The organism is Acinetobacter sp. AG3 (assembly GCF_022343575.1).
GTDB lineage: Bacteria > Pseudomonadota > Gammaproteobacteria > Pseudomonadales > Moraxellaceae > Acinetobacter > Acinetobacter guillouiae.
Genome location: NZ_JAKQZD010000001.1, coordinates 837,111 through 859,154 on the forward strand (window position 1 = coordinate 837,111; position 22,044 = coordinate 859,154).

Below are 22,044 nucleotides of genomic sequence, written 5' to 3' on the forward strand. Positions count from 1 at the left end.
GATTCTCCAATTATCGAATTATTGCTATTTTTTGATGTAAACGCTTCACAAGTCGTGAAAGCGCAAAGGAGATACAGAAGTAAACAACTGCTACAATCAGGTAGAAAGTTGCTTTGGTTTCAGCACCGTAGGTATTTGCTAAGGTATTGGCATTGCCCAAGAAGTCTGGCGCACTAATCACATAAACTAATGATACATCTTGGAAAAGTACGATAGATTGAGTCAAAATGACAGGTAGCATGTTTCTAAAAGCTTGTGGCAACACCACATTGGACATGGTTTGTCCATAGGTGAAACCAAGTGCATAACCTGCATTGACCTGACCTTTAGAAACAGACTGAATCCCTGAACGGACAATTTCTGAAAAGAATGCTGCTTCAAAAATTGCAAAGGTCACCACACTTGAAAACAGTGGACCATAATAGGTATCTGACTGAAACTCAAAAATCTTTGGCAATAAGAAATAGAAAATGAAGATCACTTGAATCAGTGGTACACCACGGAAGAAATCGACATAAACTTTAGCAAAATTACTGGCAACTTTATTGTTGGATAAACGCATCATGGCCAAAGGTGTGCCAATCAGAATCCCGCCAATAATTGATAAAATCGTCACCGTAACGGTAAATTTAAACCCTGCGATCAGCGTTTGAATAACATCTTGATTTTGTAAAATACTAAAATCCATGACTATTTACCCCCCGAGCCTAGACCAGGAACAGCCATACGTTTTTCAATCCAAGCCATGATCAACTTAATGGTATAGGTAATGACTAAGTAAACTGGTGTCGAAAGAATAAGAATAACAATATCTTGCGATGTTTCTTCACGCATGGTTTTGGTATAAGCAAAGAAGTTCAAAACACTCAGCGCATAAAGTACAGCAGAGTTTTTGAAAATATTCATTGCTTCAGAGGTAAGTGTTGGCCAGACAATACGATAAGCGACAGGGAGAATGACATAGCGATAGCTTTGGCTTTGATTTAAACCAATTGCAAAAGCTGCATTTTTTTGTCCATTTGAAACCGTATTAATGCCTGAGCGCACTTGTTCAGCAATACGTGCTGCGGTATATAGACCGAGTGCAAACACCCCAACCACTGCGGGATTATCATTGAGAATATTTTGCCACCAACCACCATTAACCATCTCTCCACTACCAGTACTTAAGCTGAGTGGTAATAATTGCGGGAATACGAATGCCCAGAAAAATAGTTGTACGATCAGCGGGATATTTCGGAAAAGTTCGACGTAACAAGTACCAATAAATGAAAGTGGTTTATTGGGTAGTGTACGTAAAATCCCGATCAGAGAACCAAGAAGAAATGCAATGAAAAATGCAGCAATCGCGGTCCAGACCATAGTCCAAACACCTGAGCCTAGGAGTTGTAGCCAGGTTGGTGCATCTGCAACAGGGGAATAACTTTCACCACCAATTGCTTTACAGACAGATTCAGCCCATGCAGCTTTATCAAGACTATATTCATTCGAGGGGAGACAATATGCTGTCCAGTTAAGTGAGCCTACGGACATGTGTGCTCCTTGTATTTTTAATTTTATAAAAATTTATAGACCAGACTTTAAACCTAATCTGATCTATAAACCGTTGTTTTAAACTACGTTATTAGTTGATACCAGCATCCGTAGGATTGGCTTTAAGCTTTAAATATGATGAGCTCATTGGCATATTTAAATTGACATTTTTAGGTGCGATTGGAGACTGGAACCATTTTTTATATAGTGCCGCCATTTGACCATTTTTCCACATTGTTGTTACTGTTTTATCCGCGATTGCTTTATATGCTGCATCGCCTTTCGGTAACATAATGCCGTACGGCTCAGAAGAAAGTACTGGACCTACAATTTTAAAGTCTTTTGGATTTGATGATTTTGCAATTAACCCTGCAAGAATATTGTCATCCATCACAAATGCTGCAGCACGGCCAGAAGCGACCATGGCAAATGAGTCTGAGTGGTCTTTACCATAAACGTTGTTTACGTTGACTTTTTCGCCTTTCTCACCCATTTTGATGTATTTGTCAGATGTAGTCCCTTGGGTGGTTACAACTGCTTTACCATTTAAATCTGCAATTGTTTTAATTGGTGCATTGGCTTTAACTGCCATGCGTACTTCGGTTGCATAATAGTTGGTTGAGAAGCTCACTTGTTGTTGGCGTTGAACAGAGTTGGTCGTTGTACCACACTCCATATCAATATTACCTGCCAGCATTTCTGGAATACGCGTAGAAGAGGTAACCGCTTTATATTCAACTTTAAGATTTGGCATCTTAAGCGTTTTTTTCAGCTCATTGGCAAAGTTATTACAAATATCGACAGCATATCCCATTGGTTTACCACCAACCACATAGGAAATCGGATCAGATGACTCTCGGTAACCAATGATCACTTTCCCTGATTGTTTGATCTTTGCTAATGTATCTGCTGCTTGAACCTGTGAAAAAGCACCACCAGCCATAAGTACACCAAGCGCTGTGGTTAAAACTTTTTTTGATAGTGTTTTTGTAGATAGTGTCATTTGAGTTCTCCATTACATGATTTTTTTGGCAGTTTAAGCCGCTCGTTTCTAAAATTAAGCAGTTATCGTGCCAAACCTTTTCCTTGAAACTACGATTCATCATATTTCTTTATATCATTATTTTTATACTCACTATTCCAATAAGTAAAGGATAAAAATAATAAATTTCACAAAGTAGAAATGTGACTGGTCTCACAAAGTGGAACCTATTTTATTTAAATATTTTGAAATAAATAGCCCTAAAGCCATTTATTTTTGCTTATAGGTTTTAAATCTCTATTTATATAATTGATGACTATTTCAACAGATCTGGATCAGAGGTGTTTTTAAAAAATTGAATAAAAAAACGTCATAATTAAAATTTATCTTTAATTGATAAATAACAAACATTTTTATGTAAGGTATTCATTTTTTTTACTGGTCCTAATCCATTTCCTGTGATATAAAAAATCAATAGGCATGAATTTTGCATTGCTTATTCACATAAGATGAAATGAAATAATACAGTGTGGGAATTATGGGTATGAAGTTATCGGTTGGATTAAAAGTTGCAAATTCGTTGTCGCTTACGCCACAACTGCAACAAGCCATTCGATTACTGCAATTATCGAGTTTGGAGCTTGAACAAGAAATTCAAATTCAACTTGATAGTAATCCTTTGCTTGAAAAAGTTGAAGAAGAGACACATGAAAGCCCTGAAAATGTAAAACAAGAACAACAAGAATATGAGCTTTCAGATTCTTTAAATGCCAACCATTTACCCGATGAGCTGCCTGTAGATACAGATTGGGATGATGTCTATACCCATCAATCAACTGCAATGGAGCGCCCTGAGTTTGAGGATCGTGAAGACAATCGTCATTCAGAAGCTTCATTAAAAGAACATATGTTGGGGCAAGTCAATTTATTACATTTTTCTCCAGTGGATAAGTTAATTGCGTATTGCATTGTCGATGCTTTAGATGAAAAAGGATTTTTGGCTGCCGATATTGAAGAAATTGTCAGCTCAGTACAGCATCTACTACAACAAATGGATTATGACATTGAGGTTGAAGAGGATGAGGTTCTGGTTGTTTTAAAACATATCCAACGCTTAGAACCGATTGGTATTGGTGCTCGTAGTCTTGCAGAATGTCTTTTTGTGCAAATTGAGGCTTTAGCTACCACCACACTGTTTAGGAAAGAAGCGCTAATGTTGTTGAAACATTATGAGCTTTTGGTCAGTAATGACTTAAATAAACTGATTAAGCAAACGGGTTTAAATGCTGAGTTATTAAAGTCAGCAATTGATTTATTGAAAACCCTTAAACCTTATCCAGGTGCTGAATTTGAGCAAAAAGAATCAGATTATCAAATTCCAGATGTGGTGGTGTCCAAGAAAAATGACCATTGGTATGTTCAACTGAACCCAGATATTTTACCAAAACTTCGAATTAACTCATTTTATTCAGGCATGATTAAACGTGCTGATCAAAGTGATGATAACCAATATTTACGCAATCAAATGCTTGAAGCGAAAAACTTTATTAAAAGTGTCGATGAGCGTCATAAAACTTTATTAAAAGTCGCAAGTTGCATTGTGCAACATCAACGTGAGTTTTTAGAAATCGGTGCTGAAGGAATGAAACCTTTGGTTTTGCGAGATGTTGCAGAAGAAGTGGAATTACATGAGTCAACAGTTTCTCGTGTCACCACCAATAAGTTTTTACTGACACCTCGTGGTCTATTTGAGCTGAAATATTTCTTTTCGAGCCATGTGGGAACAACTTCTGGAGGAGAAGCATCATCAACAGCCATCCGAGCAAAAATCAAAAAGCTTGTTGCAGATGAAAACCCACGTAAGCCGTTGTCAGACAATACAATTGCTAATTTATTAAAAGAAGAGGGGATTGATGTGGCACGACGGACAGTCGCAAAATATCGTGAATCGTTACATATTCCGTCTTCATCTGACCGAAAAGTGTTGATCTAAATTTTAAAGTGTGGCTATTCTAATTGTTCATTATGACGAAATAATGAATCGCTTTTTGTCTTTTGGAGTAACTTAAATGATTGCATGATATTGAGCACAGTTTTTTCCTTGGTGAATGCTGTCATGAGATCGTTTGGGTTATGACTTTCATATTCCTATATAAGGAGAGGGATAAAGCTATGCAAATTACAATCCGTGGACATCACTTAAGTATTACACCAGCAATAGAAGAAAATATTCGAGATCGATTTGCCCAGATGACCAAGCATATTGATCAGGTCAATAGTATGCAGGTCAAGCTGAGTAAAGATCATCAATTGGATAAAAGATCAAAAAAAGGCAGTGCAAATCATATTGCTGAGGCAATTGTTCGTTTGCCGGGGATAGAGCTTTTTGCCCAAGCGAGCGCTGATGATATGTATAATGCGATTACAAAATTGACAGATAAATTAAAAAGGCAATTAGATAAGCATCGGAAAATGCAGTTGGATTATCAACCAATGGAAGTTTTAGCGACATAAAATTGATATTTTTAAAAGAGGTTGAAAAGACCTCTTTTTTTTATCTATATTTTTTTGTACGAGTTAATGAATTATTTCGGTGAGTTATAGTAAAATATCCCGTTTTTACACTGTCAGTCCTATAAGAGGTCGATGCAATGAATAGTGAACAGCTCACTGAAATCTTAAAAGCAGCTTTTCCTGATGCTGAAGTTGCTGTCAGTGGACAAGCAGGTAAATTTGACCTTCGTATTGTCGACAATCAGTTTGAAGGGAAACGTCCTGTTCCTCGTCAACAAGCTGTTTACGCGCCACTTAATTCTTATATTGCCAGTGGTGAGGTACATGCGGTAACTATTCGTGCAATGACTAAAGAAGAATGGCGCAAAGCCAGTATGTTTGGAGCTTAAGCGTCAATGGATAAATTTGTCATTCAAGGTGGTGTAAAACTCGAAGGTGAAGTTCGTATTTCTGGTGCGAAAAATGCGGCTTTACCTTTATTGGCTGCAATGATTCTTGCAGATACACCGATTACATTAAAAAATGTTCCAGATCTAAAAGACGTTCGCACTTTAGTTAAGTTGATTGGTGGTTTAGGTATCACCATGAGTTATGAGGGCGAAACGGTTATCGCAGATACCTCTACACTGGATAATCAATTTGCGCCTTATGAACTGGTTAAAACCATGCGCGCATCTATTTTGGTGCTTGGGCCACTGTTGGCGCGCTATGGTAGTGCAAAAGTTTCACTTCCTGGTGGGTGTGCAATTGGTTCACGCCCTGTTGATCAGCATTTAAAAGCCTTAGAAGCTTTGGGTGCACAAATTGAGGTCGAAGCAGGTTATGTTCACGCTAAAGTGGATGGCCGTTTAAAAGGTGGTGAAGTCATCTTTGATATGGTGACTGTCGGTGGAACTGAAAATATTTTAACTGCTGCAGTATTGGCAGAGGGTGTAACGACAATCCGTAATGCTGCGCGCGAACCTGAAATTACAGACCTTGCACTAATGCTTATTAAAATGGGTGCAAAAATTGAAGGTTTAGATACAGATACCTTGGTGGTCACTGGTGTTGAAAGTCTACATGGCTGTGAATATTCAGTGGTTGCTGACCGTATTGAAACTGGTTCATATTTAGCAGCGGCGGCTATAACGGGCGGTAAGGTCAAAACCACACATACTGATCCAAATCTTCTTGAATCTGTTTTAGATAAATTTGAAGAAATGGGTGCAGAAGTCACACGCGGTGAAGACTGGATCGAATTGGACATGCTGGGGAAACGTCCGAAAGCTGTCAGCTTCCGTACCTTGCCACATCCAGAATTCCCAACAGATATGCAAGCACAGATCATGGCGGTAAATGCCATTGGGCGTGGTTTTGCAACAATTTCTGAAACGATTTTTGAAAATCGTTTTATGCATGTACCTGAATTAGCACGTATGGGCGCAAATATTCAGGTTGAAGGCAATGATGCTGTAGTTACAGGTGTGGAAAAATTATCTGCTGCACCTGTTATGGCAACTGACCTACGTGCTTCATTTTCTTTAGTTTTGGCTGCTTTAGCTGCTGAAGGGGAAACCATCATCGATCGTATTTATCATATTGATCGTGGTTATGAAGATATCGAAGCAAAGTTACAAGGTCTAGGTGCCCAAATTAAGCGAGTGAGCGAGTAAGTTAATGAGCGATATGAGAAACGATGATCCAAACTTTGACGTAATGGGCAATTTTGATCATGGTTTAACTTTGGCATTGAGTAAAGGACGTATTTTAAAAGAAACGTTGCCTTTACTTGAAACTGCTGGAATTAACTTATTGGAAGATCCTGATAAATCTCGTAAGTTAATTTTCCCAACCACACACAAATCCGTTCGTATTTTAATCTTACGTGCTTCTGATGTGCCAACCTATGTGGAAAATGGCGCAGCGGATATTGGTGTAGCGGGTAAAGATGTGTTGATGGAACATGGCGCTCAAAATGTCTATGAACCATTGGATTTAAAGATTGCCAACTGTAAATTAATGACAGCTGGTAAAGTCGGTATGGTTCGCCCTAAAGGACGTTTAAAAATTGCCACCAAGTATGTAAATTTAACCCGTCAATATTATGCGAGCTTAGGTGAGCAAGTTGATGTGATTAAGCTTTACGGCTCAATGGAATTAGCCCCATTGGTTGGTTTGGGTGATTATATTGTCGATGTGGTAGATACAGGGAATACTTTGCGTGCCAATGGCTTAGAGCCTTTGGAAGAAATCTGTAAAGTATCTTCACGTTTAATTGTCAATAAAGCCAGCTTTAAGCGTAAGCAAACATTATTAAATCCAATTCTTACTCAGCTTGAAAAAGCAGTAGAAGAACGTCAAAAGAGCAATTAATTCATTCATGTTTGTTCTATAAAGATGCCGTCTAATTTTAGGCGGTTTTTTTATGCAATTTATGTTAAAAAATAACCATCCATGATTTAAAAAAAAGAGTTTATGAAAACACATCAACAGCGCAAAGAACAATCTATTTTAAAACTTAAAAAGTATTCAATTCCTTATATTGACTGGTTACCTGTGATCGAAGCTGCTGAAGACGTGCAAGCGCGCAGTGCAGAACAGATTGCAAAACGCGCGATTGCTTGTTTGTGGGTGATTCAAGTCGCTTGTGATCTGAATAATGATCAATATGATGATGAAACACAGCTATTTGTATTTGATATTTTGAAGAAAATGCAGGTGCTAGATGCTTTAACCGAGAAAGAACAGGCAATTTTAAATCGTGAGGCTTCAGCGCAAGATATCATCAATATGGTGTGGAAATATGAGGCCTATTGGGTATTGTTATGGGCTTTGGGGATTGTGGATGAATTAAGTTATCCAGCAGATATCGTTGATTGTGATTTTGCCATTCAAGCCGTATCGTCGTGCGATAGCTTTGCTGAATTTATGGCAAAAGTCCAGTTGCGGGATAGCGAAGAAATTTTAGATCAGGCTGATTTAATCTATCGTTATGATTGGGCATGTGTAAATGCGCGCTTAAAGCAACAGGATGCACCTGAAAATTTAAATTCATCTATTGTTGTGGAAAGGCATGGTGCATTGAACTGGCTGATTCAGGCTGATAGTGACTGGGATCATCCTGATGTGAGTACCTAAATAAAAATTTGCTGTGTCAAAAGTTTTTTGCAATCAAACTTTCCTATTAAAGTAAGTTGAAATGTTGCGGTGATGTTGCCCACAAGATACTCAAAACAAGGTAAACTAAATCTTTCTTAAACAACCTTGTGGGTAAATTGATGCGACGTTTATCGACTCAAGAGCAGAACTTTAAACAAGTCTTTGCTGACTTGTTAGCTTTTGAAACAGTGAGTGATCCTGAGCTTTTAAAAACAGTAGACCAAATTATTGCAGATGTGCGTCAACATGGCGATGCACATGTACTTAAACTCACTCAACAGTTCGATCGACATCCAGCGCATCAATTTTCAGATTTAGAACTGACACAAGAGCAACTTAAAGTTGCATTTGAGGGGTTAACTTCAGAAGTGCGTGAAGCTTTGGAAATGGCGGCCAATCGGGTTCGCTCATTCCATCAGGCTCAAAAACAAGACGGTTGGTCCTATGTGGATGAATTAGGAAATACCCTTGGTCAAAAAGTTACCCCTTTAGACCGTGTTGGTATTTACGTTCCAGGTGGTTTGGCTTCTTATCCATCCTCTGTGTTGATGAATGCTTTACCCGCGCACGTGGCTGGGGTAGCAGAAATTATTATGGTAGTACCTGCGCCAAATGGTGATTTAAATCCTTTGGTATTGGCAGCTGCTTATTTAGCAGGTGTAAGTCGTGTGTTTACGATTGGCGGTGCGCAAGCAGTTGCCGCACTGGCTTATGGAACAGAAACGATTCCAGCGGTAGATAAAATTACAGGACCGGGTAACCGTTTCGTTGCTGCCGCAAAACGTGCTGTTTTTGGTCAAGTCGGTATTGACATGATTGCAGGACCTTCAGAAATTTTGGTTTATGCAGAAGGTCATAATGACCCGAAATGGTTAGCGATGGATGTTTTGTCACAAGCTGAACATGATACGGTTGCGCAAGCGATTTTTATTACACCAGATGAACAGCTGTTAAATGATGTCGAGCAAGCCATTGAGGAACATTTGGCTGCACTACCCAAAGCTGAAATTGCACGAACTTCGATAGCAAATCGTGGTGCTTTGGTCTTGGTTAAAGATCGCCAAGAAGCCATTGATTTGATTAATCAAGTTGCGCCTGAGCATTTGGAATTGTGCTTAGATGACGCTGAGCAGATGTCAGAAAGTATTCGCCATGCAGGTGCAATATTTATGGGGCGCTATACACCAGAAGCGATTGGTGATTATTGTGCAGGACCTAATCATGTCTTACCTACTTCTGGTACAGCACGCTTTTCGTCACCTTTGGGTGTTTATGATTTTCAAAAACGTTCAAGTTTGATTATGTGTTCTGAGCAAGGGGTAAAATCGCTTGCCAAGGCCGCAGATATTCTTGCACAACAAGAAAATTTAGATGCGCATGCCCGATCAGCAAGATATCGTTATCAGTAATTCACCAATGGCCCAGTATCCGTAAAAAATCCTTCTCCCTTAGGGAGGGGGTGTGGATGAGGGTGTAAAAATTTAACTGACTTAGTTTGGGGATTCTATTGAAATACCCAAACCCTCTCCTATAGTGAGAGCGCTTATATAAAGTAAGTCAAGTGAGAAAAAATACGAGATAAAAATGCCAAATATTAGCCCTGAGCAAATGCGTTTTTGGAGCCCTGAAGTACGTGAATTAGAACCGTATGTCCCAGGTGAGCAGCCTAAAATCCAAAACTTATTAAAACTGAATACCAATGAAAACCCTTATCCACCATCGCCAAAAGTGGTTGCAGCGGTTCAGTCTGTACTTATAGATTCAGCAGATGTATTGCGACTTTATCCAGATCCAGATGCATCGGCACTCAAACAAGCGATTGCGAAACAACAACATGTAGATGTCGCAAATGTCTTTGTTGGTAATGGTTCGGATGAGGTTTTAGCCCACATTTTTAAAGCATTTTTTGTTCAAGATAAACCGATTCTATACCCAGATATTACCTATAGCTTTTATCCTGTTTATAGTCAGTTTTTTGGAATTTCAACCCAAACTAAAATCTTGCCGTTAAATGATGCTTTTGAAATTGACGTGGCTGATTATAAACAGCCGAATGGTGGGATTATCATTACCAACCCCAATGCGCCAACCAGTATTGCATTGGGGCTGTCGGCAATTGAACAGGTCCTGCAAGCCAATCCTGATTCGGTGGTTGTGATTGATGAAGCATATGTGGATTTTGGTGCTGAGTCAGCTGTGAGTCTGGTTGAAAAGTACGAAAACTTAGTGGTTTGCCAAACGACTTCAAAATCGCGTTCTTTGGCGGGTTTACGCGTTGGTTTTGCAATTGCACAGCCACATTTGATTGCCGCATTGGAAGCTGTTAAAAATAGTTTTAACTCCTATCCAATTGATCGTTTTGCAATAGCTGCAGCTGTCGCATCATTTGAAGATCAAGAATACTTTGTAGCACAATGTCAAAAAGTCATTGTGAGTCGTGACAAACTGGTGGCAGATTTAGCGGCGCTTGGGTTTAAAGTATTACCATCTTCAGCCAACTTTATTTTTGCGTGCTTACCCTCAAAAGATGCTGGTGAATTGGCGAAAGCGTTGCGTGAACGTGGCATTATTGTTCGATACTTTAATAAACCACGTATTGATCAATTCTTACGTATTACTATTGGTACAGATGAACAAAATCAACGCCTTGTTGATACGTTAAAACATGAGATTTTAGTCTAGGATTCATGTTGAGGTTGCTGCCATGTATTGAGTAAATCAAGCATGGCAGCAACTTTATCAAAACATTCCTGATATTCTGCATCACAATCTGAAGCAATAGTAATTCCACCGCCTGCCCACAATGACACTTCATCTTGATATTTTTGAATTGAACGAATCAAAATGTTCCAAGAGCCGGTTCCATCAAAATTAAAATAGCCCATTGAACCACAATAAGCACCTCTTGGTGCACTTTCGAGTTCTTCAATAATTTGCATCGCACGAATTTTGGGTGCACCAGTAATTGAACCACCCGGCAATGCTGTAAATAAGACATCAAATGGATTGACATCTGGTTTTAGGGTGGCAGTCACCTCACTCACCATATGATGTACTTGGTTAAAAGATTCAATATTAAACAATTTTGGGGTTTTTACTGAGCCAGTTTCAGCATAGACACTGAGATCATTGCGTAATAAGTCCACAATCATGACATTCTCTGCTTGATCTTTTTTAGACTGAATCAAAGCATTTTTTGATTGTTCATCTAAAGTTGGATCGTCATAACGCGGCATTGTCCCTTTAATGGGTTTGGTGATAATTTTACGCTCAGCTTCGAAATCAATAAATAACTCAGGTGAGCAACTCAGTAATTCAAAATCATTGATTTTTAAATAACCCGAATAGGGGGCATCTGTGAGTGTCCAAAACTTTTCGGCAGTATCTAAAAGTAAACCGTGTGCTTTTGCAGTGAATTCTTGAGTTAAATTAATTTGATAGCAGTCACCCGCTTTAATATATTCTTGAACTTGTGTAAATGCATGATCATATTGTGGCTTTGTCCACGTCGCAGTACAGTTTGATAAAAGTTTAAAGCTTTGATTCTGGGTGACTGGTGTGGTTAATAAATCTTGTATAAAGTTGAAAAACTCTTCTGCACAGGCTTCTAAACTATAAAAAAAGAATTGCTCATTTTCTTGTTTGATAAATGTTTTATAAATACCCATGTAAAAATTGGGCTGAGATTTGCTTTGAGCATCAACATATTGCTGACTGGCATAGTTATAGTCAATAAAACCCATATATCCACCCTGAAAACTGTGCTGTTTCGGGGCTGATTGAGCGGTGAAGTTAAAGAAGTGTTTTAAATGAGGATCGCTTTTATCTTTTTGATAATGGGTAAAATGATTTCTGGTATAACGATAAAGTTGTTGCTGGGTTGAGATACAGTATTGTTCAGGTGAAAAAGCAACAATGTCTTCGCCCGCGTTTTTTAAATAGATACAACCGAATAATGAGTCAAGACGGTGTAATAAATCTGCAGTGCTATTTGATGGAAAATCTAATAACTTCCGAAACATAGGGAGGTTTAACTCAAGCGCAAAAAGGGTTTGTAAGGCACTATTCTACCTGAAAATAGCACTTATAAAAGTGTTTACCGTTTATCGGTTTAATTGGGTTTTTGATAAACAGCAGTTGAACAAAAAGTAACATACCGTTAATTTAAAAGGGCAAAACGGACTACTCAAGGATTGGTGTTCTAAGTTGTAAAACAACTAAAAACAACAGGGAACTATGGAGAGTGGTTAAAAATGAAAAAAAATGCTCTTGGGAGAGTACAGATTATGAAATTATTTACTAAACTTGCTTTAGTTTCCGCAGTGGCTATGAGTTCAAACGCAATGGCGATGCAAGCAATGGATGATGCTGCGCTAAGTGCTACGACTGGTCAGGATGGTATCAGTATTGGTATCGATGCAGATAAAATTGAAATTGCAAAACTACATGTTTTTGATGGTGATGGTTTAGCTGCTACAGGTACTCCTGGTGTTACTGCTGGTTCTGGTGGTTCAGGCAAAGCAGGTGCAATTACTTTAAATAATGTGGTTGTAACTAAAACCGGTACAGGTAATTTAGCTGATTTGGTTATTGATACTGATGGTAGTGCTACCGCCGGTGCTACTGGTACACCATTCTTAAATGTCGCTGCTGCAATTAATGCATTAAAAATTGAGTTAGGCAAAATTGAAGTGAATAATGTTACAGGTTCAGCAGGTGCATATAAACCTGATGCTGGATCAGCTGAAATTTTAAGTGGCTTGACTGTGAATGTAGGTTCTACTACTGCAAATATTCAATTGGGTAATACACCTCAAGGTGCAATGATTAAACTGAATGGTTCGATGATTGGTGGTTTATCAATCAGTAACTTGGCCTTGAAAGATGCTTCTGGAGCAGGTGGTGGTTATATCGTACTGGGTGGCATAAAAGTGACTGACAGTGGTTCAGCTAATTTGGCTTTAGATGCTGATGTTGCGGTTACAACGAAAGGTTTGGCTGTAACTGCAATGAAAAGTACAACAGGTACAGATATTTACCTAACTAAAGTTGTATTGGGTGGTGGTAATGGCTTTGTTCCAGGTACGCCTGGAACCGCTGGTACAGGAACTGGTTCGGGTTCGATTGGTGATGTTGCGATTACAGGCATGAAATTCTTTAATGGCGGTTCAGCAACAGCAAATGGTGTAAAACTGTCGATTTCTGGTCACTAAGCCTAGAATTAAAATCTTAAAAAAGACGCATGCAAAGCATGCGTCTTTTTTTTACAAAAAAGCTGAGAAAAAGCGACAAAAGTTGAAAAAAAGACTGTTTTTTTTTTCAAAAACCGTTATCTTCATAATCACAGGGACGTAGAGTGTTCACTCTAAAAATAAAATCAGCACTTTAGGCAAAATACTGCCGACACTTGATAGTTAAAATTATGATAGAAATTACTTTAGGTTCGGCATTAATGTATTATTTTGCCAACCACGCCTTAGATGTGAAGCCCAAGCCAAAGGATGCGATTTACTACACTGAGCTTGCGGATTCCAGAGATAAATCATTTACACGTAATCATCGTGAAATGGTGCATGTTAAACCCGCCTTAGAAAACCAATTCCGTGGCATCGTACGTCAAGGATATGACTATAGCTGTGGTTCTGCTGCGTTAACAACATTGTTAAATGGCTATGTTGGGACAAATTTAACCGAACAGCAAACCATGGAAGGCTTATTACGGTTTGGAGAATACAACCGCATTATTGAGCGACGAAGTTTTTCATTGCTGGATATGAAGCGTTTTGTCGCTGCAATTGGATATGAAAGCGGTGGCTATAGAGGTGAGTTCACGGATTTAATCAATCAAAATCAACCGGTGATTGTGCCAATTTCTTATGCGGGTTTTAAACATTTTGTTGTGTTTAAAGCTTATAAAGATGGTCGTGTTTATGTGGCAGATCCAGCCTTGGGGAATATCAGTTTTGATCAAGAGCGATTTAAGCAAATTTGGGAAAATAACACCTTATTTGTGATCAATGCGCCAAAAGATCAACAACGTAACTTGTTGGCACTACAAGATGCAGATATGCGTCATGTCGATGATGCAACAATCAACCGTTATGCTTTAGTTGAAGCGCAATATTCAACAGATTATACCAATAAATTAGCAGATAAGGCTTCGACAATGCGTAAGGTGATTGACCAAGATACCAAGTCTGCAACATACAATCAGCCAATTACATCTTATATGCGACTCTATTATAAACGTAAGTAAAAGATGGATTAAAAAATTACATAACTGAATTGGAATTTTTGGAATAGGAAGAATATGAATAATCAATGGATGAAACGGACTTTACTTGCAGTGAGTATTCAGTTTGCAATTGGAAGTTTATATGCAGCTGAAACAGAGGCAAGTGCGGATGTAGTAGCAGATCAGGCTGCGAGTACAGACAATGCCAGTTCTGCAACCAGCAGTCAAACAGCTCCAGTTGCAGATGTTGCACAGGCTACAGAAGATGTCAAAATTAATAAAGATGAAACAAAATCTTTAGCACCTAAACCAGGTACACAAGCTGCAGAAGCATTGCAGAAGAAAGAAGGTGATGCTTCTCAAGAAACCAATTTACAAGAAGTTTTTACATCCAATGAACGTCAATACTCTTTAATTAAAAAGGGTGAGTTCTCAACTTTTTATGATTTAGATTATTCTTACTATCGTGATTCGCAATTAAATTTAGGAATTAACGAAGGCACAGCTTATCAACTTCGTGTTGATGAAGATGCAAGTCATACCATTAGTAATACTTTTACTGCACAGTACGGGATACGTGATAATTTAACCTTTACCGCATCTATTCCATTTATTGCTAAATCAGATAGCTTAAAAGATGCCACGGCTGCGGGCCTAGGGGATATTAACTTTGGTGCACGTTGGGAACCGTTCCCGCTGAAAGCAGGGCGTTTACCACTTATTTTATTTGGTAGTTTATCTACTAAGACTGGTGATAGTCCATATGAGATAAACCCAGAAAAAGACCTTTCAACGGGTAAAGGCTATTATTCTGTAGGTGTTGGCGCAAGTACCCGTAAATATATCGATCCTGTTGTACTGTTTGCATCGGTCTCTGCCAATTATGGATTTAAAGAAACTGGCTTAAATCAAGTGCGTGGTGGGGGCAATGCCAATGGTCAAGGTGGTGATCAGACCTATCAGCGCGTTTTAGAAGAGTTTGATCCTGGTATGACCGGTGGTTTCTCTTTTGGTTTTGCTTATTCATTTAACTATGATGTTTCGATGACCATGTCATACCAACAATCATTTAATATGAATACTTCGTTTAAGTATAGACCTACAGCGGGACTTGCAGATTCATATAAAGCAGCTGACCAATCTAGCGGGATGTTTTCCATTGCTCTAGGGGTGCGTGTCAATCCAGATACGATTGTCAATGGTACATTGGGGATCGGCTTAACTGAAGACTCACCAGATATTTCGCTTGGTCTATCTTTCCCATTGGATATTTTAGGCTTTGGTAAGAAGAAAGCGAACTAAAGGAGTGTAAAGTATGAAAAACATACGTTTGCGCCCATTAGTTACAGCGATTTTATTAACAGGGTGTTCAACTCAAGTATTTGCAGCGTTAGGACTTAACCTATCGGTTGATATACGCTCACTAACCATGGGGAATGCAGTAACTGCCGATCCACCTGGAATTAGTGCGATTCATTTTAACCCCGCAGCATTAACGAAACTCAAAGGCTTACAAACTGACGTACAAGGGATTGTTGCAAACTTTGATATACAACGTGAATTTTCTGCGCCACCTGGTTATAACGTATTTGGTTATTCTGATGACCCATTGATCTGTAATGATGCACCAGACAATCCTTCGGGGCTTTGTACAGATTATAAAGATTCAGTGCGTGGCGATGTAGAGTATGCAAGTTTATATATTCCCATTCTAAAAAAAGTCGTGGATTTGGGACCTGGCTGGCCAGTGTTAGCGCCAACGGGAGGGATTTCTTATAATCCTCCAGGTTCAAAATTGACCTATGCAACTGCTGTATATGCACCAATGGTGGCAGGTTTTGGCTCAGAGGATGGTAACCCAGGTAACTATATGGGGCAGCAAGTTGCCATTGAGCGTATAACCTATTTGTCTCCATCTATTGCATACCAAGTCAGCGATGAATTGTCTATTGGTGCTTCGATCGGGATGTCATATAACGCAATGGCATTAAAAACTGATCTACGATTTCCAAATGAAATGATCGGTGTTCTACGATTGATTGATGAGTCTGTTTGTGGGCCTTTCCGAAATAACTCGAATGTAATTACTGACCTTATATTATTTGGTATTTGTAATGCAGATGAGGGTATGAACCCATTTGGTCAATTCGGGAAAATGCAGGTCAGTCTTGAGCAGAGTTTAAGCCCAAGTTATAACTTAGGTTTGATGTGGGAGCCTACGGAAAACTTTGGTTTTGGTATGGTCTATCAAAGTTCCGCCAAAATGCGTATGAAAGGTAAATATTTTATCGACAATGCCAACGCACCACGCGAGCTTATAAAAGGCTTAAACTCTTCAGCAACAGGTCAGATTCTTGCGGCGATTTTAGGTTTTCCAGGCTATATTCCACCAACTGAATCAGGTTTGATTTCAATGGATTTGGAATATCCTGCTCATTTTCAAACCGGTATAAAATATAAAATTTTACCTGATTTACAGGTGAATTTTGATGTGGGCTGGACCGACTTTAAAGCATGGGAAAAGTTTCAATTTGAATTTGATCGACAAATTTCAGCATTAAAAATTGCCAAATTATTATCCAATCAAGTCACAGATACATCATTGGCTTTTCCACTCGGCTTTCAATCACCGTGGAGCTGGGGAATTGGTATTGAGTATTCAGCAAATGATCGTCTAAAACTTCGTGCTGGTTATGAACCTCGTGCTAGTGCGATCCCCGATGATAAACGGAATACCATGGTGCCGATTAACAATGCGCAATTATTTGGTTTAGGTTTAGGTTATCGTTTTGATGAAGATAGTGATATTGACTTATCGATCGGTTTCTTGCGTAGCCGAGATAATATTCCAGCAAATAGCAGTAGTTTGGCCAATAAAACAGGGGTGGATAACTTGTTACTCAACCCATATGCTGGTTTAAATGTAAAGACCAATACAAAAGTTACAATTCTAGGGCTTAACTACAGAACGAGATGGTAATGCGTTTGAATGTTGGAAAAAAAACAGTCGTAACTTCTTTGTGGCTAGCTTTAAGTTTTAGTCTAGCCACATCAATTTCTTATGCTGCCAATTTTTATACAATTATTGGCCCTGATGGACATCCGATGATTGTTCAGAAACCTGAAGCAGCTCCAAAAGTAGATGTAAAGCAAAAAAATAAACCAGTACAAGACGTTAAACCAATACAAGAAGTCAAACAAATACAAGAGACTCAAGCTGCCAAGCCTAATGTACCAGTAATAGAAGCTCCAGCCATCGTTAAACAAAGTCAAAAAGAGAGGGCGCCTAAAAATACGCCATTAGCGGTTACTACTGCTCAGCCTGCACGGCAATCCGCTTTAATGGAGCATAAAGCTAAAATTCAAAGCCCTGTTCAGATACCAGATCAGCCTTTAGCACCAGCGTCACAGACGATAGTACCTCAGCTTGTTGTAGAAAAACCGCCACAGCAGCCCGCTGATATTACTCAAAAAACCAATAAGGTTGAGAAACTAGAGAAAATAACGCCAGTAGACCAAACTGCGGTCAAGACCAATAAAGAAGTTGCCCCCAAAAGTACTCAAACGATAGAAGATCAGCATTTCACAGTTATTGATGGTGAACAATATGTCAATAATGAGTATTTAGAAGATCGTGAATTCAATTTAGAAGGTAAAAAAAGATTTTATATGACGCCTGAGATCGGCGCAGTGCATGGTCGTTATGAAACCATCGAACGGCAAAAAGGTTTAAGTAAGAGCCTTTTAAATAGTATTCGTGGCAATTCAGAATCGAAAGAAAAAAAACCAGTTGTTTTATCTTCAAGCTACTTTCGTTTACCTAAAGATGAGGTTGTTCATAATTTAGAACAAGCGTGTTTTTCTGGTAAAAAAATAACTAAAGCAAAAGATTTATCCATAAAAAATCAAGAAGTTGGCTTGTGGCCAGTTGCACCAATCAAAGAGACTTTTGCTTATGAAGTCGTGAAATTAGATTCTCAAGTGCAAAATATTTTATTAACATCTTATGCATCTTCTTCAAAGCTTCAAAGTTATTATTGGCCTTTGGTGGTATTTTTAGATGGACAAGGTTGTGTCCTCGAAGGTGTAAGTGGTTTTAAAAATGAAGAATCCCACGACAATAATTTACAATATGCGGCTATGGAAGGCGTTTTAAGAAAACCTGATCAAGCTGTATATCTATTTTTAACACCATTATCCTCAGCATTAGATGTGGAAAATAAGCAATTAACAAATCATGGACAAATTAAGCTGAGTGTAATTCAGTAAGGATGAAGATATGAAAAAAAGATTATTCGCCCCTTTAGTTTTAACAAGTTTAGGCCTAGCACTCGCAGGGTGCGGTGGTGAAAGTGCAACAGTCAATGAAGACCCAAATAAAGGTATTCCAACCTATTCAAATGGTTGTGATGCAGATTCTACAGAAAAATGTTTAGGTTTTTATGTTGACTATCCAGTGGATGGTTTAAATTTTGATTGTAGTACAGATACCAGAAATCATTATGCGACTAAACTAGAAGGTGGTTTGGCACTTGGTGGCTGTTTAATTGGCGATAAAGCAAAATTTTATATAAAAGGTTCTCAATCAGAAAGAAAAATTGTTTTAGGTGATGTTGACTTAGCAAAAGTACGCCCTTTAAAAGTGCGTGGTCAACCTGCTGCAATTGGTTTGATTGATATTGCAACTGCCATGACAGGTAAAGAACCAACCAGTATGACCATGAGTGATGAGACATTTAAAGTAATGGTTGGATTGGTTCGCGTTTTCCAAGCGATTGGGTTGGAGCAGGATGCCAATCAGGTTGGCGATGTACAACCCCTTGAGTTAACAGATAATATTAAAAATAATTTAACAACAGTCAATGCAGATATTGGGGTGGCTGATTTTATCAATGGTAGCTATGTTGAAAAATTAAAACCGTGGGTCAATATTGAAGCGGTCGATGAAGCTTCTGCAGTCGCGACTGCGCAACGCTTGGTTCAACAATCATTGGTAAATATTTATTCAACAAACTTCCTTATTTTCAGTGGTGCAAATGTTGATATTCAAGGCTTCACAGGTAAAAGTGAATTAAGCACCAAGAATGAATCTATCGCCAATATGTATTTAGTCACTGACCGTCAAGGTTATACCTCTGGTTATGCAATGCAATGGGTTGGTGTACCTCAAAAAGTAGAAGGCAGTACAATTGCTGATTCACTGTTAAAGTTTTTATTGCTCAATCAGGTTGTTCCACAAAAACTCAATGTAAATGGTCAACAAGGTTGGATCAATCCACTCACCCGTAAAATTACCTCTCCACTTGTATTTAAAAAAGATCAAAGTTCAACGGATAAACTTGAAATTTTTCAGGGCGCTTTGCTGAATAACACCAATGTCGCTGGTACTGAATATATGTATAAGCGAACAACGGGTGCAACCACGGCACCTGCGGATCCAACGATATATGGGAAATGGCGTCAAACTTTAAATGCTGATCAGCTTTCTGGTGGAATCGATATTTATAAAACCAATCCTGCCAATTATTTAGATCGAAAAGTTTTCCTCACTAAAAATACAGTAAAAGCTGGTGAAAAATACTATTTCCCACTGTATGCAAATATTACATTTGCTTTTGATAACAAAGAAGTTAATCCAAATACCCAAACACTCGGTATTGTGATTGATGAAAATGGAGATATCCGCACCAATTTAGGTAAAAATAGTGCGTTAAATTCAGATACATGTGCTGATGTAGATCCAAACACTTATGTTGATAAAGAAACAGGGGTACAACAATATCGTATTGGTACTACGGGTACAGCTTATATAAATGGTAATGTTGAAAAGTCGATTACACTTCGTATGATTTTGGCCAATCCTGTATTTGGTAGTCTTGATGGTGCATTAGCCGGTTTAAATGAAACATTAGTTGTTCGACCAACCAGTGGTACATCTGCAGAAGAAATAGCCAATGCTTCAGTTTCCTCTGGCGGTATACGCTTAAACCTACAACGATTAATCAATGAGCAAAATACAAACAATGGTGTCAATATTACCAGTTGGGATGGGGATAAGACGATTACTGCAACATGGGTAAATTTGCATGCATTTTATCAGTCAGTTTATAACAATATAGAGGCCAATAAGGACAAGACCACTCCTGAGCAAAAAGAGCTAGCAAAGCGTTTATCAGGGACTTTAACTGTAAGCTTACCGCAGTGTTATACCATTAAAACCAAGTAATTTATGTTAATTAAAAAAGCCTCAATTCAAGTGATTTGAATTGAGGCTTTTTTGTGCTCATATTTTTAATGCTCAACCATTGGTCGAAGCAATATCTATTTGTGATTATCCTGTCTGATCTAATCGGGTGCCTAATGTTTCAAGATGCATTGGAAAGGTATTGGTTTTACGGTCTTCAAAATAATGTCTTAACGTGCGCTCTACACTTGGGAAAGCTAAATCGTTCCAAGGAATCTCATGTTCTTCAAATAAACGACTTTCTATGGTTTCTTCACCAGCACCAAATACACCATCTTTTATTTGTGTTTTAAACAAAACATAAACTTGCCCAATCCGTGGAATATTATACATGCAGTAAAGTTGTTCAATTTCAACCTCAGCCTCAGATTCTTCACGTGTTTCGCGTGCTGCACCTTGTTCCATGGTTTCAAAAAGTTCCATATAACCGGCAGGTAAGGTCCATAGTCCATAACGTGGTTCTATTGCACGACGACATAGTAAAACTTTATTTTCCCAGATCGCCAAAGCGCCACAAATCACTTTAGGGTTAACATAATGAATGGTGCCGCAGTGTGTACAAACTTTACGGATTTTTTGATCACCTAAAGGAATTTTTTCTATGGTTGGATGACCACAAGCACTGCAAAAACTCATAAGCTTCATTAAAAATGTGAGATAACTCAGCATAACTGAAAAATTCTACTTTCGCATCATTTATAGCCTTATCGATAAAATTTCCTATATGATAGAACGAGAACAAAAAAGATAGAGTGAGATCAATGAAGGATGATGAGCTAACCCAAGTGTTGCAAAATCGATTACGTTTTGGCAAAAGAACCTACCCGGCCAATGCCGCAGTACTGATTGCAATTACTCAAGAAGCTGATCCTAAAATTTTACTGACGAGACGCTCTGCCTACTTATCAAATCATGCAGGAGAAGTTTCCTTTCCAGGTGGAAAACGTGATCCAAATGATACCAGTAATATTGTTGTGGCTTTGCGAGAAGCGTGGGAAGAAACCGCACTCAATCCCTTTGATGTCAAGCTGATTGGTGATTTACCCATGGAACGGGCGAAAAGTGGATTGACGGTAAAACCTGTAGTTGGATTAATTCCTCCAGATATTCAGTTGATTGCTCAGCCGAGTGAAATTGATCGTATATTCTATGCCCCGATTAAAAAAATGATGGAATCACAGCCTATTCCTTATGAGGTGCGTTTGGCACATCAGTCGGTGTATTTTCCCAGTCTAAGAATTGAAAACGAAATCATTTGGGGGCTAACCGCTAGAATTCTGATTTCGTTATTTAAATATGGTTTGGACTATCAAAAAAACTGGCCGTTTTTATTGAACTCGCCATCTTTTAAATCACAGATATTCAATAAAAAATAATGCTGAAAAGCTATGATCA

The 22,044-nt window shown here is 38.6% G+C and carries 20 protein-coding genes; 15 read left to right on the plus strand and 5 right to left on the minus strand.

Translation table 11 applies throughout. The features are described 5' to 3' along the window. Positions 1-10: 10 nt before the first annotated feature. The 3 genes from L3V46_RS04115 to L3V46_RS04125 all read right to left on the minus strand — a co-directional run bounded on the left by L3V46_RS04115 (position 11) and on the right by L3V46_RS04125 (position 2,536). Positions 11-688, minus strand: coding sequence for an amino acid ABC transporter permease (locus L3V46_RS04115; protein ID WP_004723739.1), 678 nt, complete (start codon positions 686-688; stop codon positions 11-13). 2 nt (positions 689-690) lie between these two features. Continuing rightward, positions 691-1,533: an amino acid ABC transporter permease gene (locus tag L3V46_RS04120; protein ID WP_004817649.1), complete on the minus strand. Its 843-nt coding sequence runs from the start codon at positions 1,531-1,533 to the stop codon at positions 691-693. Between the two features lie 91 nt (positions 1,534-1,624). After that, a complete protein-coding gene (locus L3V46_RS04125) occupies positions 1,625-2,536 on the minus strand; it encodes an amino acid ABC transporter substrate-binding protein (RefSeq protein ID WP_239044990.1) in 912 nt (303 codons plus the stop codon). Between the two features lie 523 nt (positions 2,537-3,059). On the opposite strand from L3V46_RS04125, the gene L3V46_RS04130 reads away from it, so the two are divergent. From L3V46_RS04130 to hisC, 8 genes are all read left to right on the plus strand, one after another. After that, on the plus strand, positions 3,060-4,508 hold the full coding sequence (locus L3V46_RS04130; protein WP_034613871.1) for an RNA polymerase factor sigma-54: 1,449 nt from the start codon (positions 3,060-3,062) through the stop codon (positions 4,506-4,508). A 179-nt stretch (positions 4,509-4,687) separates the two neighbouring features. Beyond that, a complete protein-coding gene (raiA, locus tag L3V46_RS04135) occupies positions 4,688-5,029 on the plus strand; it encodes a ribosome-associated translation inhibitor RaiA (RefSeq protein WP_034613825.1) in 342 nt (113 codons plus the stop codon). Between the two features lie 137 nt (positions 5,030-5,166). Then, positions 5,167-5,418 carry a BolA family iron metabolism protein IbaG gene (gene ibaG / locus L3V46_RS04140; protein ID WP_004723729.1) on the plus strand — a complete coding sequence of 84 codons (252 nt, stop codon included), beginning with the start codon at positions 5,167-5,169 and terminating at the stop codon, positions 5,416-5,418. 6 nt (positions 5,419-5,424) lie between these two features. Next, positions 5,425-6,684 carry a UDP-N-acetylglucosamine 1-carboxyvinyltransferase gene (murA, locus tag L3V46_RS04145; protein ID WP_004817645.1) on the plus strand — a complete coding sequence of 420 codons (1,260 nt, stop codon included), beginning with the start codon at positions 5,425-5,427 and terminating at the stop codon, positions 6,682-6,684. A gap of 4 nt (positions 6,685-6,688) precedes the next feature. Further along, positions 6,689-7,384, plus strand: coding sequence for an ATP phosphoribosyltransferase (gene hisG, locus L3V46_RS04150; protein WP_004723724.1), 696 nt, complete (start codon positions 6,689-6,691; stop codon positions 7,382-7,384). 102 nt (positions 7,385-7,486) lie between these two features. Beyond that, positions 7,487-8,149 (plus strand): DUF4272 domain-containing protein, encoded by a 663-nt coding sequence (locus L3V46_RS04155; protein WP_239044991.1) that lies wholly within the window; start codon positions 7,487-7,489, stop codon positions 8,147-8,149. A gap of 128 nt (positions 8,150-8,277) precedes the next feature. Then, positions 8,278-9,579, plus strand: a complete 1,302-nt coding sequence (gene hisD / locus L3V46_RS04160) for a histidinol dehydrogenase (RefSeq protein WP_167321150.1) — start codon at positions 8,278-8,280, stop codon at positions 9,577-9,579. A 175-nt stretch (positions 9,580-9,754) separates the two neighbouring features. Continuing rightward, a complete protein-coding gene (gene hisC, locus L3V46_RS04165) occupies positions 9,755-10,852 on the plus strand; it encodes a histidinol-phosphate transaminase (RefSeq protein WP_004817640.1) in 1,098 nt (365 codons plus the stop codon). Here the strand turns inward: hisC and L3V46_RS04170 are convergent. Next, positions 10,849-12,192 carry an anthranilate synthase component I family protein gene (locus tag L3V46_RS04170; protein WP_239044992.1) on the minus strand — a complete coding sequence of 448 codons (1,344 nt, stop codon included), beginning with the start codon at positions 12,190-12,192 and terminating at the stop codon, positions 10,849-10,851. The two genes, hisC and L3V46_RS04170, sit on opposite strands and share 4 nt — an antisense overlap. A gap of 264 nt (positions 12,193-12,456) precedes the next feature. Between L3V46_RS04170 and L3V46_RS04175 the strand changes: the two genes are divergently transcribed. The 6 genes from L3V46_RS04175 (at position 12,457) to L3V46_RS04200 (ending at position 20,631) form a co-directional block, all read left to right on the plus strand. Beyond that, positions 12,457-13,383 (plus strand): DUF6160 family protein, encoded by a 927-nt coding sequence (locus L3V46_RS04175; protein WP_239044993.1) that lies wholly within the window; start codon positions 12,457-12,459, stop codon positions 13,381-13,383. A gap of 209 nt (positions 13,384-13,592) precedes the next feature. After that, on the plus strand, positions 13,593-14,426 hold the full coding sequence (locus tag L3V46_RS04180) for a C39 family peptidase (protein WP_034613839.1): 834 nt from the start codon (positions 13,593-13,595) through the stop codon (positions 14,424-14,426). A 54-nt stretch (positions 14,427-14,480) separates the two neighbouring features. After that, positions 14,481-15,707: a hypothetical protein gene (locus tag L3V46_RS04185; protein ID WP_004723711.1), complete on the plus strand. Its 1,227-nt coding sequence runs from the start codon at positions 14,481-14,483 to the stop codon at positions 15,705-15,707. A 13-nt stretch (positions 15,708-15,720) separates the two neighbouring features. Continuing rightward, the gene (locus L3V46_RS04190; protein WP_004817633.1) at positions 15,721-17,385 is read left to right on the plus strand and encodes an outer membrane protein transport protein; all 1,665 of its coding nucleotides are present in this window, start codon (positions 15,721-15,723) and stop codon (positions 17,383-17,385) included. Continuing rightward, a complete protein-coding gene (filE, locus tag L3V46_RS04195) occupies positions 17,385-18,674 on the plus strand; it encodes a putative pilus assembly protein FilE (RefSeq protein ID WP_239044994.1) in 1,290 nt (429 codons plus the stop codon). Before L3V46_RS04190 ends, filE begins: the two co-directional genes overlap by 1 nt. 10 nt (positions 18,675-18,684) lie before the next feature. Then, positions 18,685-20,631, plus strand: coding sequence for a hypothetical protein (locus L3V46_RS04200; RefSeq protein WP_096735031.1), 1,947 nt, complete (start codon positions 18,685-18,687; stop codon positions 20,629-20,631). A gap of 105 nt (positions 20,632-20,736) precedes the next feature. On the opposite strand, the gene L3V46_RS04205 is transcribed toward L3V46_RS04200, so the two are convergent. After that, a complete protein-coding gene (locus L3V46_RS04205; protein WP_034613876.1) occupies positions 20,737-21,285 on the minus strand; it encodes an NUDIX hydrolase in 549 nt (182 codons plus the stop codon). Between the two features lie 125 nt (positions 21,286-21,410). Here L3V46_RS04205 and L3V46_RS04210 point away from each other — a divergent pair, with 125 nt between their 5' ends. Further along, entirely contained in the window at positions 21,411-22,025 is a 615-nt protein-coding gene (locus tag L3V46_RS04210) for a CoA pyrophosphatase (RefSeq protein WP_004817626.1), read from the plus strand. Positions 22,026-22,044 lie beyond the last annotated feature (19 nt).

Coding starts and splice junctions, on each gene's coding strand:
- L3V46_RS04115 (WP_004723739.1), bottom strand. CDS start 688: ATGGATTTTAGTATTTTACAAAATCAAGATGTTATTCAAACGCTGATC.
- L3V46_RS04120 (WP_004817649.1), bottom strand. CDS start 1,533: ATGTCCGTAGGCTCACTTAACTGGACAGCATATTGTCTCCCCTCGAAT.
- L3V46_RS04125 (WP_239044990.1), bottom strand. CDS start 2,536: ATGACACTATCTACAAAAACACTATCAAAAAAAGTTTTAACCACAGCG.
- L3V46_RS04130 (WP_034613871.1), top strand. CDS start 3,060: ATGAAGTTATCGGTTGGATTAAAAGTTGCAAATTCGTTGTCGCTTACG.
- raiA (WP_034613825.1), top strand. CDS start 4,688: ATGCAAATTACAATCCGTGGACATCACTTAAGTATTACACCAGCAATA.
- ibaG (WP_004723729.1), top strand. CDS start 5,167: ATGAATAGTGAACAGCTCACTGAAATCTTAAAAGCAGCTTTTCCTGAT.
- murA (WP_004817645.1), top strand. CDS start 5,425: ATGGATAAATTTGTCATTCAAGGTGGTGTAAAACTCGAAGGTGAAGTT.
- hisG (WP_004723724.1), top strand. CDS start 6,689: ATGAGCGATATGAGAAACGATGATCCAAACTTTGACGTAATGGGCAAT.
- L3V46_RS04155 (WP_239044991.1), top strand. CDS start 7,487: ATGAAAACACATCAACAGCGCAAAGAACAATCTATTTTAAAACTTAAA.
- hisC (WP_004817640.1), top strand. CDS start 9,755: ATGCCAAATATTAGCCCTGAGCAAATGCGTTTTTGGAGCCCTGAAGTA.
- L3V46_RS04170 (WP_239044992.1), bottom strand. CDS start 12,192: ATGTTTCGGAAGTTATTAGATTTTCCATCAAATAGCACTGCAGATTTA.
- L3V46_RS04175 (WP_239044993.1), top strand. CDS start 12,457: ATGAAATTATTTACTAAACTTGCTTTAGTTTCCGCAGTGGCTATGAGT.
- L3V46_RS04180 (WP_034613839.1), top strand. CDS start 13,593: ATGATAGAAATTACTTTAGGTTCGGCATTAATGTATTATTTTGCCAAC.
- L3V46_RS04185 (WP_004723711.1), top strand. CDS start 14,481: ATGAATAATCAATGGATGAAACGGACTTTACTTGCAGTGAGTATTCAG.
- L3V46_RS04190 (WP_004817633.1), top strand. CDS start 15,721: ATGAAAAACATACGTTTGCGCCCATTAGTTACAGCGATTTTATTAACA.
- filE (WP_239044994.1), top strand. CDS start 17,385: ATGCGTTTGAATGTTGGAAAAAAAACAGTCGTAACTTCTTTGTGGCTA.
- L3V46_RS04200 (WP_096735031.1), top strand. CDS start 18,685: ATGAAAAAAAGATTATTCGCCCCTTTAGTTTTAACAAGTTTAGGCCTA.
- L3V46_RS04205 (WP_034613876.1), bottom strand. CDS start 21,285: ATGAGTTTTTGCAGTGCTTGTGGTCATCCAACCATAGAAAAAATTCCT.
- L3V46_RS04210 (WP_004817626.1), top strand. CDS start 21,411: ATGAAGGATGATGAGCTAACCCAAGTGTTGCAAAATCGATTACGTTTT.